Origin of the sequence: Eisenbergiella sp. OF01-20, assembly GCF_003478085.1 — a bacterium.
Classification (GTDB): domain Bacteria; phylum Bacillota; class Clostridia; order Lachnospirales; family Lachnospiraceae; genus Eisenbergiella.
On record NZ_QUES01000034.1, the window covers coordinates 43,912 to 67,562 of the forward strand.

Sequence of the window (23,651 nt, forward strand, 5' to 3'; positions counted from 1 at the left end):
TTATCGCACCTCCTCATGCTGTTTTGGTTTCTTGTCTGTACTGCGGGGTTGCACCGGGCGTTTTAGGTTATCCAGCACCGAAGGCCGTGTACTTTTGGCAACAACAGACTCGGTGTGTGCCTGTCCCTTTCCGTCGATGTTGAGCAGGGTATCCAGCTCCACCAGACGGGCGTTTTTGCATCTCAGTTCTTCTTCATAAAGGAATGGCTTTCCGACTTCCTCCTTTGCCGCAGCTTGCTGCTGACAGAGGTTATCCAGCTGTGCCTTTGCCGACTCCAGACGCTGGGGCATCTGAGCAAGGGCATTGTCGATACGGGTAAGATTTCCGCGAGGGTCTGTACCAAGGGTTGCCCGGTGGGTCATCTGTCCTTTCAGCAGGAGCGTATACTCCTGTTTCCAAGCGGAAAATTCCACGGACATGGCATACCCCCGGTAGTTGCCGATCTGCACCGGATCGGAGGTTTTAACCTCCTTGCAGGCATCCAAAAGGGCTGCGCCGGCGTTCTCCTTATCGGTCAGCAGATCGCCACGGATTTCCATACCAGCAAAACCGTCCTCCGGGTGCGGGTGCGCTGCCAAAACCTCCAGATCGGATTCAAAGCCCTTGATAAAGCCCTTGTGCTTTTCAATCTCCTCCGGGAAGTATTTGAGCAGCTGGTCCTCCAGACGATATTGCTTGCTCTGGTGGTCGGCTTTCATCAGCTTCAGGCGGGATACCTCCACATCCAAATCCATGCGCTCCTTGATGCGGGGATCTCCGGCACACAGAGCCTTGATCTCTGCAAAACTGAGGGCGGTTTCATCCACATCATCGCAGGAGCGTACCGGCGATTTAGAAGTCATGATCTGACTAATGAATTTTTGCTTATTCTCCACCGTCTGCCAGAGGTATGCGTCAAAGGTTCCTTCGGTCACATAGCGGTACACATGGACAAGAGGATTCTGGTTACCCTGGCGCTCGATACGGCCCTTGCGCTGGGCAAGGTCTCCCGGTCTCCACGGACAGTCCAGGTCATGAAGTGCCACCAGACGGTCCTGCACATTGGTGCCTGCGCCCATCTTGGCGGTGCTGCCCAAAAGGACACGAACCTGACCGGTACGGACTTTAGAGAACAGCTCCTTTTTCCGCACTTCGGTATTGGCTTCATGGATAAAAGCGATCTGGTCGGCAGGCATCCCCTGAGCAATGAGTTTCTGACGAATATCGTCATATACCGTAAAGGTCGGTTCCTGTTCCGGCAGAGGCACAGCGCCTTCCAATGCGTGAAGCAGTGGATTATCCAGCGTTTTCGCCGCCTTGCTTGCAGGAGCTTTGGCCTGTGGTGTAGAAATGTCGCAGAACACCAGCTGGGTCAGCTTGTCAGCTTTGCCGTCCCGCCAGATCTGCATGATGTTGTCCACACACTGATTGACCTTTGTGCCAGGTTCGTCCGGCAGCATCTGGTTGACGATCCTCTGGTCAAGCCCCAACTTACGGCCATCCGAGGTAATCTTGAGCATGTTATCCTGGGACGGGTCAACAGTTCCGCTGTGTACCAGCGATGCACGCTCCGAAAGAGCTTTGACCATTTCCTGCTGATGTTCGGTAGGCTGCGCCACGATGTTGTGGTATTCCACTTCCGGGGTAGGCAGATTCAGCTGGTCGGCAGTCTTAATGTCAGCCACTTCTTTGAACAGGTTCATCAGCTCCGGCAGGTTAAAGAACTTGCTGAATCTCGTTCTTGCCCGGTAGCCGGTGCCTTCCGGTGCCAGCTCCAATGCTGTGACGGTCTCCCCAAATCGGGAAGCCCAACAGTCGAAGTGGGTCATGTTCAGCTCTTGCAGGCGTTCATACTGAAGATAACGCTGCATGGTGTAAAGCTCGGTCATGGAGTTGCTGACCGGGGTGCCGGTGGCAAAGATCACACCACGATTTCCGGTGATCTCGTCCATATAGCGGCACTTGGCAAACATATCGGAGGATTTCTGCGCGTCCGATGTGGAAAGACCAGCCACATTTCGCATTTTTGTGTATAAAAACAGGTTTTTGTAGTTGTGGGCCTCGTCCACAAATAAACGGTCCACCCCCAGCTGCTCAAAAGTTACCACATCGTCTTTTCGCCCCTCGGCTTGCAGCTTTTCCAGTCTGGCTTCCAGAGACTTTCTGGTACGCTCCAGCTGCTTGACGGTAAAACGCTCGCCGCCGCTGGCCTGCACCTCTGCGATGCCCTCGGTGATCTCGTCGATCTGCTCATAGAGAAGCCGTTCCTGACGCTCCCGGCTGATGGGGATACGCTCAAACTGGCTGTGTCCCATGATGATGGCGTCGTAGTCACCGGTCGCAATACGGGCGCAGAACTTCTTGCGGTTATGGGTCTCAAAGTCCTTTTTGGTGGTGACTAAGATGTTGGCAGAAGGATAGAGACGCAGAAACTCCGACGCCCACTGCTCTGTCAGATGGTTTGGAACCACAAAGAGAGATTTCTGGCACAGTCCCAGGCGTTTGGCTTCCATCGAAGCAGCTACCATTTCAAAAGTTTTGCCTGCGCCTACTTCATGTGCCAACAGGGTATTTCCTCCATACAGCACATGGGCAATGGCGCTTTTCTGGTGTTCCCGCAGGGTAATGGCCGGGTTCATGCCTCCAAAAGTGATGTGACTGCCATCATATTCACGGGGACGGGTAGCGTTCATTTCCTCGTTGTACTGGCTCACCAAAGTCTGGCGGCGCTCCGGGTCTCTCCAGATCCAGTCCCTAAAGGCTTCCCGGATCGCCTGCTGTTTTTGAGCCGCCAGGGTGGTCTCCTTGGCATTCAGCACGCGGCGCTCTTTTCCGTCTGCGTCCTCTATGGTGTCATAGATGCGGACATCCCGCAGGTTTAAGGAATCCTCCAGAATCTTGTAGGCGTTGGCGCGGCTGGTCCCATAGGTGGTATAAGCTGCCACATCGTTGTAGGATACAGAAGATTTTCCCTTGATCTGCCATTCAGCGGTAAAGGACGAATAGTTGACCTCGATACTGCGTTGGAGATAAAACGGGGTATTAAAGGTCTCATACATAAACTGCTGGATATATTCCTTGTCAATCCAGGTAGCGCCCAGACGCACCTCGATCTCCGACGCATCCAGGTCTTTGGGCTGGGCGGCGGTAAGAGCTTCCACATTGACTGCAAAAGAAGGGTCCTGCTGTGCCGCCCGCTGAGCCTGACGCAGTTTGCGACGTACATTGCCGGAAAGGTATTCATCAGCAGTCACATAATGGGGTGTGCCGTCCTGTTCCAGCTGTCCCGGCACACGGAAGATCACACTTTGCAGTTCTCCCGCCAGTTCTTCTTTTGTTTTTCCGGTAAGCTGGCTCATATAGCCCATATCTACGCAGGCTTTTTCCGAGATGGACACCGCCAGTGCTTCGCTTGCCGTATCCACAGTAGCCACTGCCTGATGGGGCTTGATGGTCCGTTTGGTGAACATATCCGCCTTGCGCTCCAGCTTTCCGTCCTCGTCAATAACTTCCAGCGCACAGAGCAGGTAATAGGAAGAATCGTCTGCATAGGCCAGGCGGTTTGCACGGTCATTGATGAGACCGTATTTGGCAGAAAAGCTGTCATAGAGCCGGTTTAGTTCCGCCTGTTTTTGGGTAATGGTGCTGTCTGGAACCGCTGCATCCATCTGAAGGTCGATCAGTTCCTGCACACAATCGCGCAGTCCCACAAGACCTTTTACGCGGGCTTCTGCGGTGGCGTTGAGATCAGGGCGCACCATGCGGCTGTTTTCCCGGTAGTACACCTGCCCGTCTACAATGACATAAGAATAGTTCTTCACATTAGGATCGGCAGGAATGGAGGTGCCAATGGCTTCGCCTTCGCCCAACTCCGGCAGCTCTGCCTCCTGATAAGTGCCATGAATATACTTCACCGCATCATGCAGCTGGTCGGAAAGCTCCAGTCCCTCGATAGGGTTCACGGTGTAGTCCATACCATGAGCAGTGCTTACCGGCTCCTGTCTGCCCAGCACCATTTCCGGGTGGTCGATAAAATACCGGTTGATGGCAAACCCGTCCTCCGTCTGTCCGGTCTGGGTCCATTCCGGCACGATGTCCAACGGGCGGTCCCGCTTTTGGAGGAAGATGATGTCCGATACCACCTCGGCACCGGCATTCTTTTTGAACGCGTCATTGGGCAGACGGATAGCTCCCAGCAGCTCGGCACGCTGGGCAAGATAGCGGCGCACGGTGGAATCCTTGGCGTCCATAGTATAGCGGGAGGTTACAAAAACCACCACGCCGCCGGGACGCACCTGGTCGAGTGCTTTGGCAAAAAAGTAGTTGTGGATGCTGAAATTCAGCTTGTCATAGGCTTTATCTCGAACCTGATACTGACCGAAAGGCACATTACCAATGGCAAGGTCATAGAAATCTCGCCTGTCGGTGGTCTCAAAGCCGCCTACTGTGATGTCCGCCTTGGGATAGAGCTGCTTTGCGATGCGACCGGAAACCGAGTCCAGCTCCACGCCATACAGACGACTGTTTCGCATTTCCTCCGGCAGCATACCGAAGAAATTGCCCACACCCATAGATGGCTCCAGAATATTTCCTGTCTCAAATCCCATACGGCCCACCGCTTCATAGATGGCCTGAATGACCGTAGGGCTGGTGTAATGGGCGTTGAGGGTGGAGCTTCTGGCGGCGGCATATTCCTCCGGGGTCAGCAGCTCTTTCAGCTGGGCATACTCGGAAGCCCATGCCGGTTTCTCCGGGTCAAAGGCATCAGAAAGACCGCCCCAGCCCACATAGCGGGATAGGACTTCCTGTTGTTCCGGGCTTGCCTGCTGTCCGGCAGCTTCCAACTCTTTCAGCAAACGAATGGCATTGATATTTGCCTGGAACTTGGCTTTCGGACCGCCTTCGCCCAAATGCTCATCGGTAATACGGAAGTTTTGTGCATTGCGGCGCAGGTTGGCCTTGTATTCCTCATAGGAGGCTTCCTCGGCAGCTTTGGCATTGGGGAAGGTCTGCCACTGGCCATTGACCTGAATGGAAACCGGGTGTTCGTCCAGCACTTCCTCAAAGGGTTTCTCCGACTCAGTCACAGGGGCTGGTGGCTCCGGCTCCTCGATATGCAGCCGTTCCACCACCACATCATAAGGCAGATTGTTCTTATCGCCCGGATAGACGGCCACGGTCTCGGAATGGAAGGTCGGGGATTCGGCAGACGGTTGGGGCTGTTCCTGTCCAAAGCCATCCATCTGACGGGCATACATCCCGCGCAGCAAAGGCGCAACTTCATCCCAGCGGAAATACAGCACAGCCAAACGCTTTTCCTCTGCGTCCAGGACTTCCAGCTCCATGCCCTGTGCCGTGGTACGGTAATCGGCAATATCGCCGGTCTCCAGATTCAGGGTCTCAATCTCATGAGGGTAGGCTCTGCTCAGCCAGTAGGCAATCTCACTGTTGCTCCTGCCGGATTGCAGCAGCGTGGAAACCTGTTTTTTATCTGCTTCATCCATCAGTCCATGGGACAATACATCCCGCAAGTCCTGATCTGCCTTGTCCGGGTCAATGGGAAGAAGCTCGGTATAGTAAGCATTGCGGCGGTCTGCCCGAAGCAACTGCTCGAACTGTTCTTTGCGCTCTGCCCGATAGATGGGATATACCATGCCGGTGGGCAGAAGCTGTACGGTGTCCTCCCGCAGCTCGGTGATCTGATAGGCGTCATCCTCGATATACACGGTATCGCCCACAGCATAAACCGGGGCGGCAGGGTCATAGGAAGTCCTTTGCGGAATTGGACTGCGAACGGCATCATATTCCTCATCGGAAATGGAAATCTCGGAAGTCTGCTCTGCCTCGGCAGCTGCGATCTGCTCTGCATCTGACATCACCTGTTGGATAAATGGGTCATTGTCCAGTTTTTCCGAGTCTGCCACCTGGCCGTTGACGATGCCCCTTTCCTCCAGGGCTTCCCGGATGGCGATGGGGTCGATATTGTCAAAACGGTCCTGTTCTTCTTCGGTATAGAACCGGTCCTCCTGAATGAGCTGGGCGATTCGGCGCTGTACCTTCGGCCAGGGCAGCTGCGTTTCCTCCGGGCTTCCGGCACGGACAACGAACAGGCTGTTGCTGCCGCCGTATTCCTGAGCCAGCCATGCAGCGGTATCTTTCTCTCTTGCATGATCTTTCATATAGCGGACGACAGCGTGTTTACTCTCAATATTGCCGTTCCATGCACAAAGGGCAGTATCAATATCTTCCTGAGAAAGAGGGCGCAGAAGCTCATGGAGCTTTGGATAGGTTTCGTCGATCACTTCCCGGTGCAGACGCTGGCGGAACTCCGGCACATCCGAATAAAGGCGGATCAGCTCCATATCCTTAGAGCCAAGAACCGCACGGCGCACAGCGGCATTACCCTCGATGACAGCATTTTCACGGTCAAAATGACCGCAGGCATTGCGGTATGCGGTATCCTCGGAAATAGCGGCAGTCACCACAGGCTTATACTGCTCAAACTGCTCCCGAAGGGTAGGCTTTGGCGTTTCTTCCTCTATCTCCGGCTGCTGGGCTTGAATGGCATCTTCTTCTGCCAGATCCTTTTCAGCCTGGATCTTGTCATACTGCGCTTGTTCCTGTTCGGTAAGATAGCGGCCTTTCTGGACAAGTGAGGTAATGCGCTTGGCAACCTTTTCCCAGTTCAAGTGAACATCCGGGCAGTCCTGCTTTTTATAGTGCAGTCCTTTCCCATCGTGATCTTCGCCGCTGTGTGTTGCGCCGGACAGGGCATGAGAGCGTCCGCCAATGCCATACTCGTCTTTAAGGAATCTCACTTTTTCCTTATCCGTATGGTTTTCCATGAAGAACGCATAGATACGGCCTTTTCCTCCGGCAAAACTGCTGCCGCCGGTCATGGCGGTGTCGATCTCATCCTCTGTAATGAAATGCTGGACGGTTGGCACTTGGGAAAGGTCCGAAGAAAAAGTCCTGCGGGGCAGGTCAAGGTCTTTCAGGTTCTCCCAGATTTCCCTTGGCCTATGGTAATGAAAGCGCAGCAGGTCACGGTCCTGCTGATAGGCAGTCCAGAAGGCGGCGTATTCTTCCTTGAGTGTCTGGCGGAAAGCCGGGTCATTCAACTGCTCCGTCAGGCGGCGGGTCTCCTCCGGGAACCCATTGCCTCTGATTTCTGACAGGCAAGACAAATATCCTGCTTCTCTGGCTTCCTCGCTGAAATCGTGGTACAGATACCAGAGCTTTTCTGCAAGGAGGGAGCGTTCATAGCCTGCCGCTTCTGCAAGCTCCACATTGGAGGCAAACTGGCCGCTCTCCAAAAGCTCCCCGATACGCTCTGCGGCGCTCTCCCAGGAAATGACCTGGGCAGACCTGTCATAACGGACAGACTTCCCGTGGGAAAGATGGATACCATCCTCGGCATACCATGCGCTCACACTGCCAAGGCCGTTGCCGCCGTGGTACAGCGCTTTCAGTATCTCGGCAATCTCAGCGGTGGTTTTTTGCTTTTCAAAGGCAGCAACCACACGCTCTCTCTGGCGGTCTGTATTGCCGCCCAAACGCAGCACATGGTCAATATCATTTTGGGCAAAAGAAAAAGCAGAGGATGTATGCGCTACATTCTCTGCTTCATCTATGGATTGGATCTGCTCCGCTTCGGAGAGGAACAGGTTTAGGGTCAGCTGTTGATAAGCTCCGCCATCAGGATCTCCTCTGCCTGGGCTTTGCAGGTGTTCATCAGGCCCACCCACTTCATGGGATCGCTGGCTTTCAGTTCCTCGGTGGCTCCCGCTTCCTTCGCCAGCTGGGGCATCATCTGTTCCAGTCTGCTCTGGGCGGTCTCGTCGATCTCGATGAGGTGCGGGTACAGCTTCTCGCTCAGCAACATCTGGTTGTAGAGGATGGGACGGTGTTCTTTCAGGTAGGTTTTCCTCATCCTGCCGTACTTGCCCAGGGGTTTCTCCGGCTGCTGGCTCAGCTTCAGGTCGGGAATCAGATAGTCTCCGTTCTGGATATAGGTCATGGGATTGTTCATCTTGCTTGCTCCTTTCTTGGTTGGCTTCGCGCTCTGCATTTCGGACGGTAACGCCGATCTGCCGCAGCACCTGCTGGTTGATCTGGCTGACCGCTGTTCCCAGCGCCCCGATGGTGGACGGGGTGTTGAAATCAAAGATCGCCATGAAATCTTCGTGGTCGAAGTAGCGTTCCGGCTCCAGTCCACAGCGGGACATCAAAGCGTAAGTGATGCTGACGGTGGCGGCTGCCTTGAACTGCACTCCGATGTTATACTCATCATATTCCTCCAAAAAGGAACCGTCAACGATATAGAAGAAGTCCTGCTGATGCTCCGTCCAATATTCCTCGGCCAGTTTTCCAGCTACCTCCGTGAGCTGTCCGGCAAGATCATCACCGGAAACATCATAGGTGCGCTCAAACATGGCCTGCACCGAATCCAGATGGCGCTCCTCCAACTGCCACAGCCAGGGAGTGCGGGAATGTTCACGGGTTCCGGTGTCGGAAATGTCAAAGACATAACGCAGGCGAGGTCTGTCCCCGGAATCATCCACCAGAGCGATTCCCTTGGAACCGCGCCTTACATAACGGCCCATCTTTTCATTCCACAAATCGTACTCCGCACAGGCGGTGGCGTCCGGTCGCTGGGCATAGATCATCAGCTGCTCATGGAATGGGTACTTGTAAAGGCGGGAAGCAGTAGTGAGAAACCCTGCCCATTCCTGCCAGCTCCCCGTGAGCTGTGTTGCCACCTTGTCCGCCATCTGTGCATATAGTTCAGCTTTGGTTGGCATAGTGTTCTGTCCTCCTTTCAGTTTTGGGGTAAAAAGGCGGGGTGGCAGATCGCCACCCCATCCCTGCGGTTATGTTGTTTACTGGTCAAAATCCGGGTACAGCTCCAGTTCGGCAAACTCGGCATCACTCATGGCCTGGAGCTTGCCCAGTGCGCTGTCTGTCAACTCCCGCAGCTCGGTTTCCTCCGGCGAAAGCTCGCCGCGCATCTCACGCAAACTGTCAATCAGCCCGGTGCGGCTGCCGGTATTGTAAATGCACATCAGGTTCATTTCCTCAAAAGTAAAGTTTCCCATATCAAATCTCCCTTTCCGCACTCTTTTTGGGTGCTGTCTTTTTGTGTTCTGCCTTGGGCTGGCTTTTCAGCTGCTCCATGACGGACTTTTTCTTTTCCCGTTCCTCCCGATGGGCAGCGGCAGCCAGATCCATCAGGGAAATGGGCTGACCGCTTCGGGCCTGCTGTTCCAGCTCTGCCACCGTAGGTTCTTTTGCGCCATTGTTGATGATACCGTCGATCATGCCGTAATCGTCCTCCAGCATCATTTCCGCATTTTTCAGCGGGTTTTCTGGCAGGAATCCGGGGATCTGGGTAAAACCAACACTGTCACAGTAATGACAGGATACCTTACCGTCCTGTCTGATCGCAACGATGTCGCTGACGCTCATGGAGGGACTGTGAAAGTCCACGGGCTTTTCCAGATTGAATTGCTGATAGAGTTTTTCCAGCTGCTCCGGCACAGTGCCAGACTCCCTCAGAGGAGCTGTGTAAATGAGGTCATAATTGCTGCGGTCTATGGAAATGTCGTGGGACTTTAACCAATCCAGATTCATAAAGCGCACATTCTGCGGATCGTCACTACTTACCTGATAGATGGCAAAGCAATCTCTGTTCTGAGAGAGAAATGCCTGTTCGCGTTCCTGCTGATGTTCCTGACGCTCCATGACCTTTTCGTGGAACTGAGGGCTTTTCTCCCATTCCTCATGGTCCACACCGAAAAGACCGCCATGATCCATGATTTCCTGCGGATCAAACACCATGCTCTCCGTATTGTCCTCATGCAGCACATAGACGGTCAAACCGGCGGCATCCAGTTCCAGCGCCCGTTCTCTGGTAACAGGGAACATCCCATCATAGGAGTAGCCATATTCCTGCATATCCGGTGTGGATACCTGCTCATCCGGCATGGGGTATTCATCCAGTGCCTGCTCCTGCGCTTCCGGCAGCTGGGCAGAAGCGGTCACCTGACTTGCCTCTGCCTGCATCTGCTCATAAGCAGCTTCCTGCAAGGTCTCAACCATAGACAAGGGAGCGCGTCTGAGCGAAGTGCTGTCCAGATCGTTATCATCACAAATCTGGAGAACTGCCTTCATGCAGGAAAGCTCCGGCATATCCAGCTGACCACCATCCAGCTCTTTCATGGACGCAGCATCGTAAAGAGTGTAGTCCCAGCCGCTGTCACAGGGCTGAATATGAAGATAGGTGGCATCGTCAATTAGAAACAAAGCCTCCTGCTGGTTTGCCTCCGCATCAAGAACCGCCATTTCCGGCTCTTTTTTTGCATTGGGGTCAATTCCACGCTCTTTGCAGATTTCCTTATAGTGGCGCTCAATGTCAGAGATCAAAGTGCCGGAGGTCTTATTGATGGTCTCCAAACTGGCTCTCAGCTCTTTCAGTTCCTTGCCCTGACTCCAGCTGGCAATATAGCCGAAGCTGTTTTCTCCGGTTTCAATGCCAAAATATTTGCAGACTGCATAGGAGATGCTTTCAGCCTCTACTTCTTCCGTGTGACGGTATTTCTTCTGTTCCTGCAAAAACTGGGCGAGAGTAGAAAAGCCGCCAACAAAATTCAGTCCTTCTTCCTCGGTCAGCATCAGGCGTCCATTTTCCGCCAGCTCCAGCGGCTCTGTCAGCAGAACGGAACCTGCATGGTTTACAACCACTTGTTCTTCTACACAGACCGGCTCTCCGGGGTCGTAGTCAGAACCGCGCAGGTCATAGCAATAAACGCCCTCCGGCAGATTATCACGGACAATCCGCCCATTGGAGAACAGACCGGGTTTATCAAACAGCTCGATCTCCTGATATTGCTCGTCATTGGCAATCTGAATCTTTTTCTGATTGTGGAGCTTGCTGTGGGCAATCTCATGAACCGTGGCCGAAACCGTCTGCACCTCACTCATGCCCTGACGAATGGCGATTTTCTGATGATCGGCAGAAAAATAGCCGTCCGTATCGGCGGCCATTGCTTCAAAAGTGATCGGCACCGGCGCACTGCGGCGCAGAGCCTCCATGAATACCTCATAATTTGGCACATTGCCGGAAAGGGAGGAAGCAAGCTCCGGCAAAGGTTTCCCGTCGGTCTGGCTCACATCAAAAACCTTGACCGGACGGAACATAGGGATCTCGATTTCTTTTTCCTCTGTGACGATCTTTCCGTCTTTATCCAGAATCGGAGCCTTGGTATCCGGGTCCAGCTTCTGCTCCTCGATTTTCTTCTTATACGGTGTGGGGGCGATGATGGTAATGCCATGCTCGCCCTTTTTTACATGACGCTCAAACTGGTCTTTCCACTTATTGTATCCGGCTACCAATGTAGCGTCCGGCTTCTGCATATAGATGAGCATGGTGTTGTTTACCGAATAGCGGTGGAAGCGGGACATGACGGACAGATAGCGCATATACTTTTCACTCTCAAACAGTTCCTTGATCCCCTGCTCGATGCCATCTGTGATTTCCCTTAGCCGTTCTCGGTTGGTGGGTTTATTCTCAGCCATGATTTTCAATCTCCTTTCCAAGTGTGTGATTTCTGCTGTGTGTTCTGCAATCCATGCCTTTTGTTCTTCTTCACTTTCATAAAGAAAAAGGTCCAGCAGGTACTCTACATAGGTTTTCTTCTGGATTGCTTCCACAAAGCGGGGGTGCGGTTCTTCCTCCGGTGTCCGGGGAGAATGGTCAATCCCCCATTTTTTCAGCAGATGGTAGTAATCGGACAGTACGCGATAACACCGCTGCCGATCCTCACGAAACTGCTGTGCCTCGGTTTTCTGCCGGACATATCTCCTGCGGGGAGGGGCCTGACTGTCATAGATCAGGCCAAAGTCCTGTGCCAGTTTCTCCGCCGCTTCTTTTGAGGAGAGGTCAAAGAGCTTTGCGGTAAAGTCGATCACATCCCCATCTTCACCGCAGCCAAAGCAGTGGAACCGCTGGTCTACCTTCATGCTTGGGTTCTTATCATCGTGAAAGGGACAGCAGGCCATGCCATTTCGTTTGACCTCGATCCCATAAAACACTGCCGCATCTCTGGTGCTGACCGACTGCTTGACTGCTTCAAATACATTCTCTGTCATGTGCCTTTAACTGCCGGACTTTCGCATAGGAGGCTGGTATCCGGCGGCTTTCGCACGCTCACTGGCGGCTTTGCGGCGTTCTGCGCTATATGGCTCCCGGACTGATACACACCGCTTGGGGACGGTAAAGTTATGGGCGTCCTTTCGGATGATCTGGTCGGGGTGCTTTTTTGCCAGCAGATCCAGCTTCTCCATCAGACGGGGATCATGAGTATAGATCTCAGCCATTGGTTCTGCCTGGTTATAGAGGAGAATGGTTTCCCGTTCCACTAAAGAGAGCTTCATCGGCTGCCTCCTTTCCGCTGGTCAAATTCCAGCTTGAAGTTGGCGTACTGTCCATCATCCTCCAAAACCACAGCGGCATCGTAGGTCTTTCCGGTTTTCTCCGAATATAGGCCCGTCACACGGACACGGCCATCGTTAAGCAGTGCAGACACCACAGCCTTGGTCGGCTGTTTTTTCTTGGCGGCCCACCATTTGTTGTTTTTCCAGATTGCAAATCTGCAAGAATCATTCTGACAGAAGAAACCTTTTTGCAGTTCTGCAACTTCCCCGCCGCAGCGAGGGCATTTGCCCACCACCTCACGGGGCGGAGTGAACAGGTACTCAGTTCCCTTAATGACCTGATAAGTTCCCACCAGATCTTTCAGCATGGTGCTGATCCCGTCCAGAAACTCCTCCGGGGCAAGCTGCCCGTGCTCGATTTCCCCCAGGCGGTACTCCCACTCGGCAGTCAAAAGCGGAGATTGCAGCTGTTCCGGCAGAACGGTAATCAGGGAAACTGCATCGTGGGAAGGGAGAAGCTGCACCGTTTTCCTGCTCTTTTTTCGTTCCAGAAAACCGGCAGATACCAGCTTTTCCAAAATACCGGCACGGGTGGCCGGTGTCCCCAGACCTTTTCGCTCGGCATCCTCCGGCATATCCTCTTTTCCGGCAGTCTCCATCGCGGACAATAGGGTGTCCTCCGTAAAGTGCTGAGGCGGACTGCTTTTGCCTTCTTTGACGATTGCCGCAGCAACCGAAAGGGTCTGTCCTTCAGTCAGCTCCGGCAGGGCTTTCTCTGCGCCCTCTTTTTTCGGCTCCGCATCCTTCATTTTGGCACGGTAGGCGTCCTCCAGTGCTTTCCATCCGGGGTGCTTCACCGTTTTTCCTTTGGTAGTAAACTCCCCACCGGCACACGCTGCAATCACAACGGTTTCCGAATAGATATGGGGCTGGGCCACGGCACACAGCAGACGCAGGGCCACCAGCTCCAGCACCGCTTTTTCTCCCGCAGGAAGGGCAGAAAGGTCTGCATCCTTGAGATTTCTGGTAGGGATTACTGCGTGGTGGTCGGTTACTTTCTTGTCGTTGATGACCGTCTGCGGATCACAGGTAATGGCGATCCCTTTGCGAAATGGCATAGCATTGGCAACCAGATTCACCAGCACCGGCAGGCTGTCTGCCATATCACCGGTCAGATAGCGGCTGTCAGTACGGGGATAGGTGCAGAGCTTCTTTTCATACAGGCTTTGCAGATAGTCCAGGGTCTGCTGGGCCGTAAATCCAAGCAGACGGTTGGCATCTCTTTGCAGGGTAGTTAGGTCATAGAGAGCAGGCGGCTTTTCGGACTTTTCCTTGCGCTCCACCTTTTTGATTGTGACAGCTGCACCCTGGCAGGCTTCTTTCAGCTGCTCTGCGCTTGCTCGGTCACTCATGCGCTCCCCGGATACGGTAAGACCGGGCAGCTCCAGCACCACGGTATAAAAGGGAACCTGCTTAAAGGTGTCGATCTCAGCTTCTCGCTGGACAATAAGCGCCAGCGTTGGGGACATCACGCGCCCGATGTTGAGGGTGCGGTGATACAGCACGGAAAAAAGCCTTGTGGCATTGATCCCCACCAGCCAGTCGGCCTTGGCACGGCAGAGAGCAGCATCCCGAAGTCCATCATAATCTACACCTGGGCGCAGGTTTGCAAAGCCCTCCCTTATGGCGGAGTCCTCCATCGAAGAAATCCAGAGCCTTTTCATCGGCTTTTGGCAGCCTGCCAGCTCATAGACGCTGCGGAAGATCAGCTCGCCCTCGCGTCCGGCATCACAGGCATTTACTACCTCCGTCACATCCGGGGCGTTCATCAGCTTTTTGAGAATATCAAACTGCTTTTTCTTGTCCTTTCCCACCACCATCTGCCAATGCTCCGGCAGGATAGGCAGGTCATCATATCGCCACTTGGCATACTTGGGGTCATAGCTGTCTGCATCCGCAAGACCGGCCAGATGGCCTACGCACCAGCTGACACGCCAACCGTTACCCTCCAAATACCCGTCCTTACGAGCAGTTGCACCGATTACCGCAGCCAGACTTTGTGCAACCGATGGTTTTTCAGCAATCACCAGCTTCATAATCTTCAACCTCCCATTCATTCTGCCAATTATCAGACAGTTTTTTTGCAATGCTGTGTTCTGAGGCAAGTGTAATGTCATAGCCAAAGCGATAATCATATCGGTACAACCTGCCAATCAAATCATTGATTATGATATTGCAGGCCATAATCACACGCTCTTTATCCACCTGCATCAGTTGATAGCGTTGATAATTGTTGTAATATTCTCGATGTCTGTGGGTTCTGCTGACCGTATCTTCCATCAGACAATCTATGGCATCTTTTTCACCATCTTCTTTGCTGCCCTGTGTATAAGACAACAGTTCCTTAACCATGGGAAAACTTTGTTCATCTACCGTTGCTTCTTCGCTCAAAAAACCGATATAAGCTTTTAGTAACAGGCTAACTGCTGTTTTTTCAGCTTCAGATAAAGCGTTCATGGTCTCCGCTGCATCAGGCAACAGTTCCTTTTCCACAAATTCATCTATCTCACCAGAATAAAGCATTCGGATTGAGTCCACACATAAAGAGCGTTTTTGGGGTGCGGTCTCAATTTCAAAATCATAAAGATCCAAGTCATCGTTCTTCTTTGACTTTTTTTGAACTTTGCTTATAGCAGTGAAAAGAATGTCTCCTCCAAAGTAAATTCCGAAGGCGACCAGATCAAAAATAATCAGAAAGTGTAATAACCAGTTCCAGGTGTTCATTGTGAGGTCCTCCTTTCTTTGACCATGTGCTGATTTTGGGTGTGGATTTACAGTAAGAGAGTGAGTAGAGCAGCAGAGGACAGGAATTTCTCCCTGTCCTCTGTCCCTTATCCCGCAATGATTTGAAATACGCTACGCTCAAATGGTTCAATCTGCTCTATCGCGTTCCTCATTAGGGTCAGAACCCTCAAAACCATCCTCAAGGACTTCCTCATCTTCGGTTTCCCATTCCTCGGAATCTTCCTCACCATAATCATAATCGTCCAGACTGTCATTGCCCTTGGTCTTAGGCTTATTCTTAACGAGCTTCAAGTAGGCAAATACGCCACCGCCGCCCAGCAGAGCCAGCAGAAGGATCAGCGCAGCCGGGTTCAGTCCGGCAGGCTTCTCTTTTTCCGGCTCCGATGTTTCTGCCGGAGGTTCCGGTGCTTTTCCCGTACATTTACTCTTATCAGTTACACAGACCGGACAGGCCGTATTGACTGCCCCTGCTTCACATTTCTTCGTGCAACTGCACACCGCAGGCGGCTCCTCTTTGGGTTTTCCATCCTCCATCAGCGCCATCAGGTCCGCTTCATCCACCTGGTTCAGAAAGTGAACAGCAGTCTTTTTATCCTCATTGGCCCTGTCGATCAGGATATAAAAATAGTTGCCTGCCTTGGTGGTAACGGTAATGAGCTGCTTGTTGCCACCAAAATCATCCACCAGAGCGGCGTTGCCATCCGGGGTCAGCGGAGGTGCTTTTTCCGTTTCTTCCACCACCACATTGCTGTCATTGGTGGTATCCTCTGCCGGGGGCGGCGCTGCGCCCTGGGCAAAAGCGGGAACAGTAAAGCCCGATGCCAGCACCAGCGTCAGGCAAAGGGCGGAAAGTGTTCGGAGCAATCGTTTATTCCTCATAGCTGTTTTCCTCCTGTTCGTTGTTGTCATCAGCCAAACTGCCGGGAACTGTGCCACCGGACAGCATGGCGCTCAGCTGAGCCGGGGTCATACGCAGGGCGCGCACCATCTGGACGATCTCCAGATTTTCTGCCTCGGTTTTCTGTGCTTCCAGCGCCTTGAGCTTTTCCTGATACTCTGCGATCTTCTCGCGGACCTTAGCAATCTCCTGGTCAATGCGTTCAATTTTGTTCTTTGCCATCGTCTATCACTCCTTCTAAAAAATCTCTGTTACCAGTTCATCAGGCCGTAGCCCTTGATACTCTGATAATTCAGGTCATAACTTTTGATCTTGCAGGCATCGCCGGAATTTCCCTCCACGGTATAAACACGGCTGCCATCGGTGCCGACAACAATTCCCACATGGTCTGCGGAACCATCCAGATCCCAATCGAAGAAAATGGCATCACCGGGGGCGATGTTTTCATATCCTCGTGCGCCCCACTGTCCATGAGACTGGAACCACGGAACACCCTGAGACTGACAACCAGCAAAGCGTGGTTCCGTTCGACCGGATTGACCATAGCACCATGATACAAAGCAGGCACACCATTCCACACGGGAGTCAAAGCCGTACCAGCTCCAATAAGGTTGTCCTCCCACATTGCCCACCTGACTTTTCGCCAGTTCCACCAGCTGCGGATTGCCGGGGCGGGAGCCATTGATAAATTCAACACCAGTCAAATCTTCAGAAACACCTGTATCGGGAGAACCGCCACCAAATAACAGCGGCTTATTGCCCATAGTCTGTCGGTAGACCTGGTACATCTCCATCTGCTCCGGAGTCAGTAGTTCTGGCGCAAGAGAGGCAATGGAACGGCTTGTTAAAGTTACATGGAGAATACGATATTCATATTCATGCTCATCCCCATCTTCGTCAGTGTAAGTGCGAATCTGAATTTCTTCTCTCAGCGTAAGCTGATACTGTGCATCAAACACACGATCCAGCTCTGCCTGTGCGCTGTGGCGTGTATAGCCTTGCAAGACAGCAGAGAGAACTGCCGCCAGCTCATGGGGGTCATGGCCAATCATATCCAGGTTATAGCGATACTCGTCATACCCTGGGTGGCTGCTTTCGATGTTGTCGATTTTCTCCTGCAACCGAGCTTCTCTGTCTGCATAATCTGCCTCCACCGCCAGCATTTCCGGGTCATCCGATGGATAGGTAGTGCCGGAAATTACAGAACCAATACTCTGTGCCATCATAGAGCAGGAGGACATGGTATTCATCAGCATACAGGCGATGAGGAACAAAACCCCTGCCATCAGGAAGCCCTTCTTGTGGCGCATGACGAATGCCCCTGCCTGCTGTGCCTTTTCTTTTACCGTCCTTGCGGCTTTTCCGGTTTTGGACGCAGCCTGGGCGGTATTTCCGGCAGTCTGACCGGTGCGCTTGGCGACGGCATACTGCTTTTTGATACTCTGTTTTTGCTGCCAGCGGGAGAGAGGGTTGCTGGTAAACTGAGGATTTTCCCGTAGGGACTTCTGGTACAGGGCATTTACATTTGCCTTTTCCAGTTGGCGCTCTGCCTGTGCTGCTTTGCGGTACGGCTTCAGCTTGTGGCTGCGATAGCCCTCCCGCACCAGATAAGCGCTGGTCTCCACCGCCTCCTCGGACTTGTGGGCGCTTTCCACGCCCACATTGTCCTGTTCTGTTTCCCGGATCTCTTTGTGAAACTTGCCCGCGACCAGATGGACGGGAGCTTCCTTAACCCCTTGAGAAAGTTTGGAAGGTGGTTTTTTCTTGTCCTCAAAGGTCAGCTTCGAGGTCTTTTTCCCGGTGTCCGGGTCAATGACCGTCTGTCTGACTTTTTTCTTTGGAATATTGGCCTGCGCCTTATCTGCTCTGGCCGTAGCTTTCTCCGTTTTGCGGATCGGCTTTTCCAGTGCAGGGTCAGCCCGTTCCTCATCAGTAAAGCGCAGGCGCGGCTCTTTATTCAAACCAATCACCCATTAGGATAGCATCCATCATGTGGTGCAGCTCCACATAGAGGGCCAAACCTTCCGGATCATATAGCGGATGCACGGTGAGATACGCATGGACTTGCGCCAGAATCTCAGAGAGCATTGTGATAGGTCTGCACCCTACAATGGTTCCTGCACCAGGGGCACACATCATATTCGCCCAAATCGAAAAGAGACGGGCAAGACCAATTTCGCCATCCTCATTCAAGGTTTTGAGTTCTTTGTCAGCGGTACGACACTCAACAACAGCGGAGGCCATTACCGGAAGCAACATGAATTCGTGAGCCTCCAATGCCTCACGGAAAAAAATCATGGTATCAAGTTCGCAAATATTCTGTTTCATAGTTATTCATCCTCCTTTTTCAGTTCCTGGGGTTTGGTGGACATAATGCGGTAAAGCTCAGTATTCTTCGGGAAGTGGTCAACGAAGGGCAGGATGGTGGAGCCATAGAACAGCAGGCCCTCGCCCTCACCGGAGTGGGTCACATAGCTAAGCTGGTGCGTGGAAATGCCCAGCTGCTTGGCGAGAATCTGACGGTCTCCGCCTGCCTGGTTGAGCATATACACGAAGTCGGAGTTTTCAAAGATGTTCTCCACCTCGCGGCTGCTCAAAAGGTCTTTGACATTCTGGGTGATACCTGTCGGAATACCGCCCCATTTGCGGAATCGCTTCCAGATTTCCACCGTATAAGCGGCGGTCTGCTCCTCCTTCAAAAGCAGGTGCATCTCGTCGATGTAATAACGGGTGGACTTGTGGGCAGCGCGGTTAATGGTAACGCGGTTCCACACCTGATCCTGGACCACCAACATACCGATTTTCTTGAGTTGCTTGCCCAGCTCCTTAATGTCATAGCAGACAATGCGGTTATTGATGTCCACATTGCTCTGGTGATTGAACACATTGAGGGAGCCGGTTACATAGATTTCAAGGGCCGTGGCGATATACTGGGCTTCCTTTTCCTCCTGTGAACGGAGCAGGTTATATAGATCCTCCAGTATGGGCATATTCTCCGGGCGCGGGTCATTGAGGTAGGTCTGATAGACCAGACGCACACAACGGTCGATGATGGTTTTCTGCACCGGCTGCAATCCGTCCTTACCGCCCACGATCAGCTCACACAAGCTGAGGATAAAGTCAGACTTGAGGGACAGCGGGCTTTCATCATCCGAATAGTCCAGGTTCAGATCCATCGGATTGATGTAGTTGGTTGAGGTAGGCGAGATCTTGATGACCTGCCCATGCAGACGCTCCACCAGAGGTGCGTACTCCGCTTCCGGGTCACAGATGATGACATCATCATTGGTAAGCAAAAAGCAGTTGGCAATCTCACGCTTGGCGCTGAAAGACTTACCGGAACCCGGCGTACCCAAAATCAAGCCGTTGGGGTTTTTCAGCAGCTTTCTATCCACCATGATGAGGTTGTTGGACAGGGCATTGATGCCGTAGTACAGGGCTTCTTTGCCGTTCTGGAATAATTCCTGTGTGGTGAATGGTACAAAGATAGCCGTAGAACTGGTGGTCAGCCCTCGCTGAATCTCGATCTGATTGAGTCCCAGGGGCAGACAGCTCATCAGCCCTTCTTCCTGCTGGAAGTCCAGTCTGGTCAGCTGGCAGTTATACTTCTGGGCAATAGAGCCTGCCTGAAAGATGTTGTTGCCAAGCTGACGGGGGGTGTCCGCTGTGTTCAGCACCAAAAAGGAGACCAGGAACATTCTCTCGTTTCGGCTCTGCAAATCCTGCAACAGCTTTTTCGCCTCACTGCCGTAGGTGGCAAGGTCAGAAGGAATGATGTCCATGTCGTATCCGGCGCGGACTGCTTTTTTCTGTTCCTCAATCTTACTGCGGTCCAGATCGGTAATCTTACGCTTTACCGTTTTGATGGCTTTCACCTGATCCACCGACTGAATGTGCATACTCACAATGAGCGAGCTTTCCATATCCAGAAAATCAGCCAGCAGACGGTCATTCAGCTCTGGGGCTAAAATCTGCAAAAAAGAAACAGCCCCGTATTTCTTGCCCATACGGAACTGCTTGCCGGTGCGGAACTCAAAGGAGCTTGGTGCAATAAAATCTTTTGTGGACAGACCGGAAGGAGCCAGCCAGTCCCATTCAAACTGAAATGGGAGCTGTTCATCCATGTGGAATACCGCATGAAGCTGGGAAAGCCTTTCCTTACCGTCCAGTGTCCTGGCAGCTACGCCAAGACGCTTGAAGTTGTTGAGTATATCGGTCTCAATACGCTCCAGACGGGGCTTGGCGGCTTTGATGCTGTCAGCGTCAATACCAAAGGTCAGGTATTTGGTCTTGATGAGACCGTTGTTGCCTCTGACCAGCTGATTTTGCAGCATCGTGGTATATTCCTCACGGATACTGTCAAAGGCATCCCCCTGGGGCGGAATGGAAATGGAGTTGGCAAAGGTCTCCTCCGATGCCGCAAGGTTCAAAAAAGACAGCTGGAAGTGAATCGAGCTGTCGAAATAATTGAGGAAATCACACCAGCCCTCAAAGATCGCGGTCTTATCTTCATTTTGGGAGAGCTGATAGTTGATGTCCTGAAACTGAATGGTCTTTGTGTAGTGGCTGTCCGATACGCGGCAGATCCCGTCCGGCCACATTCGTTCATAGGGGATACTGTCCTGTGCCGATTTTCCTTTTTTGTCCGTGCGGTTGGCGCGGGCAATGGCCGCTTCGATCTGCTTCTTATCGGCGCGGGACAGCTTTTTCTTTGTCTTTACCGGATGCACGGTCTTTTCTTCCGGTTTTCCCAGCAGACGGCGCAGCCAGCTTTTCATTGCGGTGAACAATGTCATACACCTCCTTATCGAGCATTTCCTGCCGCTTTAATACGGCATAAAAGTTATTGGTCTGGTAGGGACGCTGCTTGGGACGGATCACAGCTACTTTGAGGATGTTGCCGACGATCTTTTCCAGGGGCTGTCCATGCTTTTCATACATTGCCAGCAGGAAGAAGGGCATCATGACCAGCATCATACACATGGCAGCCATGCTGTTTCCCGCAGGCTCACGGAGCCACAAGAACAGCGGTACACCTACAAGCGCCCCGGCGGTAAAGCAGACCAGCTGCCTTCGTGTCAGATTGAACATGACCTTGGTTTTGACTTTGGTTAAATCTTTGGGTACGGGTACATAAGCCATATTATCCACCTCCTTTATGGGAATGAAATAGAGCTGTCCACTTCATTTCCCCACACATCCCAACCGGGTGTGGATTGACGAGCAAACAGTTCTATGCGCGGGAGATCACCCATCAATGAGACAATGCGTTCTCTGGCTTCCTGCGGTTTTTTTGAATGTTCTTCAATGTGAGAGACAATGACCTGATGAACAGCTGCGTTTATACGCTTGGGATGTCCTTTCGTTGCGAGGATACAAAGTTCCACATTGGAGCGCGTCCAATATCCCATTCCCCAGAACAAGCTATCTGCCTTTCGATTTTGCTTTACCCAAACAAAGCCGACGGTTTTATAGGTAAATCCCCATGCCTTCAGAACTGAGAGACCTTCCAGTAAACATGGAATCGTGACCCATAAAAACAAGGCACAGTCTTTATCCGCCAAGTTGCCTACTGGCAGCGCACAAATATCCTCGATACTCATGGTCGGATAGTGACTTTCTGCACTGCGTCCCAATCCTTTCTTGGAATATACTTTGTAGTTCCATGGCGGGTCTGCGTAAATGATTTGATATTTTTTCATACAGAACCCTCCTTTAGTGCGCCTGAAAGACTGATTTTGCGAGACTGCCGGTTTTGAACAGCGTAAAGCACAGCAGTACGGTGTAGCCCACGCAGCTCCAGATTGCCATGATGATGTCATCTTCCAGAGCGATGTTCTGCACCAGCACAGCATAAATTGCCACGCAGACGATAATGAGAAACGCCTGAAAGCCCAGCGCCAGCAGGGATCGGAGGTAATTCTGTCCCATACCGCCCCATTCTTTACCCATCATTGCAGCCATTGGAACGGGAGCCACCGAAGTCACAAGGTAGATTTCGATCATACGGCCATAAATAACGATAAAGATACAGATATATAACGCCCACATAGTAATGCCAATAAAGAGGGATTGGAACCACAGTCCGAACAGCGGTCCCAGATCCATTTCCATCAGCCTCGGTTCCAGATCGGTCATAACTGAGGAAATGTCAATGGACGCATCCGAATTGATAACCCCTGCCGCCTGCGCCACTACGCTCTGCGCCATATCAAAGACGCCCATCACGATATTCCATGTATTTGTGACAATGAGGATGGCAGCGGCTGATTTGAACACCCACTTGAAAATCATCCAGGTGTCCACATCATGCAGGTTGTTCTTGTCTGCGATCATCTGGATCAGGTCTACGGTCATCACGATAGCCAGGATCACGCCTGCAATCGGCACCATGATGGAGTTGGACAGATTCTCAATCATGCTGAAAATACTGCCATTCCATCCCTGTGGGGTCTGGCCTACCTGTACGGATATATCCGCGACCTGCTTGTTTACACTGTCAAACATCCCCGAAAGGTTGCTCATAATGCCGCCCACCAGCATTTCTTTCAGCCAATTTGTCAGGGCTTCAAGTAAGAAATCCATACGGTGTCAACCTCCTTTCCGCCGCCCCCGCAAAACTGCGGGAGCGGCAAGGATTTCATACGGAGACGCTTAGACAGAGAAAAGCCCGGAGAGCAGAGGTACAAGGACCATGCCTACCACGGCTACACCAGCACCGGCCATGAGCTGTTTCATCCCCAATTAGGTGTAAAACTCTGCTCGATGGCGGGCGGCGGCGTACAAAAAATTTATATGGTGTTGTTAAGAGAACCGTCCCGGCGGGACAGGTCAGGCAGTGACCTGTTCCACCTCCGGGATGGGTTTGAGATTAAAATGAATTTCGATAGAAATGTGTCTTGTTTTATCTTCGTCAATGCGCTCATGCACGACGATTTCTTTGATTAAGCGGTTAAGGGTAGCTGCGTCCAACTCTGTGATGTTGGCGTATTCCTGAATGGCTTCCACCCATTGTTTTGCGTCATTGGCAAGCTGGGCTTCATCGGACAGCCGCTTCCTGCCCTCGGACACTTTTGCTTTAAGCTCCGTCTGCTCGGTCTGTGTCTTTTCCAGCATGGTGTTGAAATTCTGCTCACTGATACGCCCTGCAATCATATCCTCATAAAGCCGCATGACCATTTTGTCCAGAACCTCAATCCGTTCCTCGTCCCTTGTAAGGGAGCGTTCCATTGCTTCCCGCTGTTCCCGCTGCTCTGCTTCACAGGTATTGGTCAGGCGGTCGGCAACCGCTTCCCCGTCCATCAGGGCAGCTCTGGCACATTCCCGGATTTTCCGCAGCACATGGCTGTAAAGGGTGTCATAGTCAATCCGGTGCTGGGTGCAGTGGTTCTTTCCAAAGGCATTGTAGGTCTTGCAGGAGTATATCCGCTGGGGATGTTTTGCGTTTGTGTAGCGTATCGTCAGCGACTTCCCACACTCGCCGCATTTTATCAGTCCGGCAAACAGGCTGATTTCATTGGTCTGCCCCGGACG

General features: G+C 52.4%; 17 protein-coding genes and 1 pseudogene. 1 reads left to right on the forward strand and 17 read right to left on the reverse strand.

Annotation, left to right across the window (positions count from 1 at the left end; translation table 11 throughout):
• A complete protein-coding gene (locus DXA36_RS26175; protein ID WP_442876278.1) occupies positions 1 to 6,159 on the reverse strand; it encodes an SNF2-related protein in 6,159 nt (2,052 codons plus the stop codon).
• Between the two features lie 1,496 nt (positions 6,160 to 7,655).
• Positions 7,656 to 8,000 (reverse strand): TnpV protein, encoded by a 345-nt coding sequence (locus DXA36_RS33685; protein WP_429966214.1) that lies wholly within the window; start codon positions 7,998 to 8,000, stop codon positions 7,656 to 7,658.
• On the opposite strand from DXA36_RS33685, the gene DXA36_RS33690 reads away from it, so the two are divergent.
• Positions 7,999 to 8,766, forward strand: a complete 768-nt coding sequence (locus DXA36_RS33690; RefSeq protein ID WP_242827539.1) for a hypothetical protein — start codon at positions 7,999 to 8,001, stop codon at positions 8,764 to 8,766. The genes DXA36_RS33685 and DXA36_RS33690 overlap by 2 nt on opposite strands.
• A 96-nt stretch (positions 8,767 to 8,862) precedes the next feature.
• On the opposite strand, the gene DXA36_RS26180 is transcribed toward DXA36_RS33690, so the two are convergent.
• The 15 genes and pseudogenes from DXA36_RS26180 to DXA36_RS26255 form a co-directional block, all read right to left on the reverse strand.
• On the reverse strand, positions 8,863 to 9,078 hold the full coding sequence (locus DXA36_RS26180) for a transposon-transfer assisting family protein (protein WP_002588976.1): 216 nt from the start codon (positions 9,076 to 9,078) through the stop codon (positions 8,863 to 8,865).
• Between the two features lies 1 nt (position 9,079).
• Positions 9,080 to 12,130 carry an LPD28 domain-containing protein gene (locus DXA36_RS26185; protein WP_118682250.1) on the reverse strand — a complete coding sequence of 1,017 codons (3,051 nt, stop codon included), beginning with the start codon at positions 12,128 to 12,130 and terminating at the stop codon, positions 9,080 to 9,082.
• Positions 12,131 to 12,136: 6 nt separating this feature from the next.
• Positions 12,137 to 12,415 (reverse strand): hypothetical protein, encoded by a 279-nt coding sequence (locus tag DXA36_RS26190; protein WP_050005931.1) that lies wholly within the window; start codon positions 12,413 to 12,415, stop codon positions 12,137 to 12,139.
• Positions 12,412 to 14,511 carry a type IA DNA topoisomerase gene (locus tag DXA36_RS26195; protein WP_071698958.1) on the reverse strand — a complete coding sequence of 700 codons (2,100 nt, stop codon included), beginning with the start codon at positions 14,509 to 14,511 and terminating at the stop codon, positions 12,412 to 12,414. Before DXA36_RS26195 ends, DXA36_RS26190 begins: the two co-directional genes overlap by 4 nt.
• Positions 14,492 to 15,199: a hypothetical protein gene (locus DXA36_RS26200; protein WP_050005933.1), complete on the reverse strand. Its 708-nt coding sequence runs from the start codon at positions 15,197 to 15,199 to the stop codon at positions 14,492 to 14,494. The genes DXA36_RS26195 and DXA36_RS26200 overlap by 20 nt, the downstream gene beginning before the upstream one ends.
• A gap of 147 nt (positions 15,200 to 15,346) precedes the next feature.
• Entirely contained in the window at positions 15,347 to 16,099 is a 753-nt protein-coding gene (locus tag DXA36_RS26210) for a DUF4366 domain-containing protein (RefSeq protein ID WP_050005934.1), read from the reverse strand.
• Positions 16,089 to 16,340, reverse strand: coding sequence for a DUF4315 family protein (locus DXA36_RS26215; protein ID WP_050005935.1), 252 nt, complete (start codon positions 16,338 to 16,340; stop codon positions 16,089 to 16,091). Before DXA36_RS26215 ends, DXA36_RS26210 begins: the two co-directional genes overlap by 11 nt.
• 29 nt (positions 16,341 to 16,369) lie before the next feature.
• Positions 16,370 to 18,079, reverse strand: a complete 1,710-nt coding sequence (locus tag DXA36_RS26220) for a C40 family peptidase (protein ID WP_050005936.1) — start codon at positions 18,077 to 18,079, stop codon at positions 16,370 to 16,372.
• Positions 18,072 to 18,446: a DUF3851 family protein gene (locus DXA36_RS26225; protein ID WP_050005937.1), complete on the reverse strand. Its 375-nt coding sequence runs from the start codon at positions 18,444 to 18,446 to the stop codon at positions 18,072 to 18,074. Before DXA36_RS26225 ends, DXA36_RS26220 begins: the two co-directional genes overlap by 8 nt.
• A gap of 2 nt (positions 18,447 to 18,448) precedes the next feature.
• Complete coding sequence (locus DXA36_RS26230) at positions 18,449 to 20,848, reverse strand: VirB4-like conjugal transfer ATPase, CD1110 family (RefSeq protein ID WP_071699002.1); 2,400 nt, start codon at positions 20,846 to 20,848, stop codon at positions 18,449 to 18,451.
• Complete coding sequence (locus DXA36_RS26235) at positions 20,805 to 21,260, reverse strand: PrgI family protein (RefSeq protein WP_002589059.1); 456 nt, start codon at positions 21,258 to 21,260, stop codon at positions 20,805 to 20,807. The genes DXA36_RS26230 and DXA36_RS26235 overlap by 44 nt, the downstream gene beginning before the upstream one ends.
• Before the next feature lie 14 nt (positions 21,261 to 21,274).
• The gene (locus DXA36_RS26240; protein ID WP_002589060.1) at positions 21,275 to 21,820 is read right to left on the reverse strand and encodes an MT-A70 family methyltransferase; all 546 of its coding nucleotides are present in this window, start codon (positions 21,818 to 21,820) and stop codon (positions 21,275 to 21,277) included.
• A 13-nt stretch (positions 21,821 to 21,833) separates the two neighbouring features.
• Positions 21,834 to 22,703 (reverse strand): VirB6/TrbL-like conjugal transfer protein, CD1112 family, encoded by an 870-nt coding sequence (locus DXA36_RS26245; protein WP_050005938.1) that lies wholly within the window; start codon positions 22,701 to 22,703, stop codon positions 21,834 to 21,836.
• A gap of 69 nt (positions 22,704 to 22,772) precedes the next feature.
• Positions 22,773 to 22,859, reverse strand: a pseudogene (locus DXA36_RS26250) (Maff2 family mobile element protein); the annotation flags it as partial.
• Positions 22,860 to 22,949: 90 nt separating this feature from the next.
• On the reverse strand, positions 22,950 to 23,651 hold a 702-nt coding region (locus tag DXA36_RS26255), incomplete at its 5' end, for a recombinase zinc beta ribbon domain-containing protein (protein ID WP_118682251.1).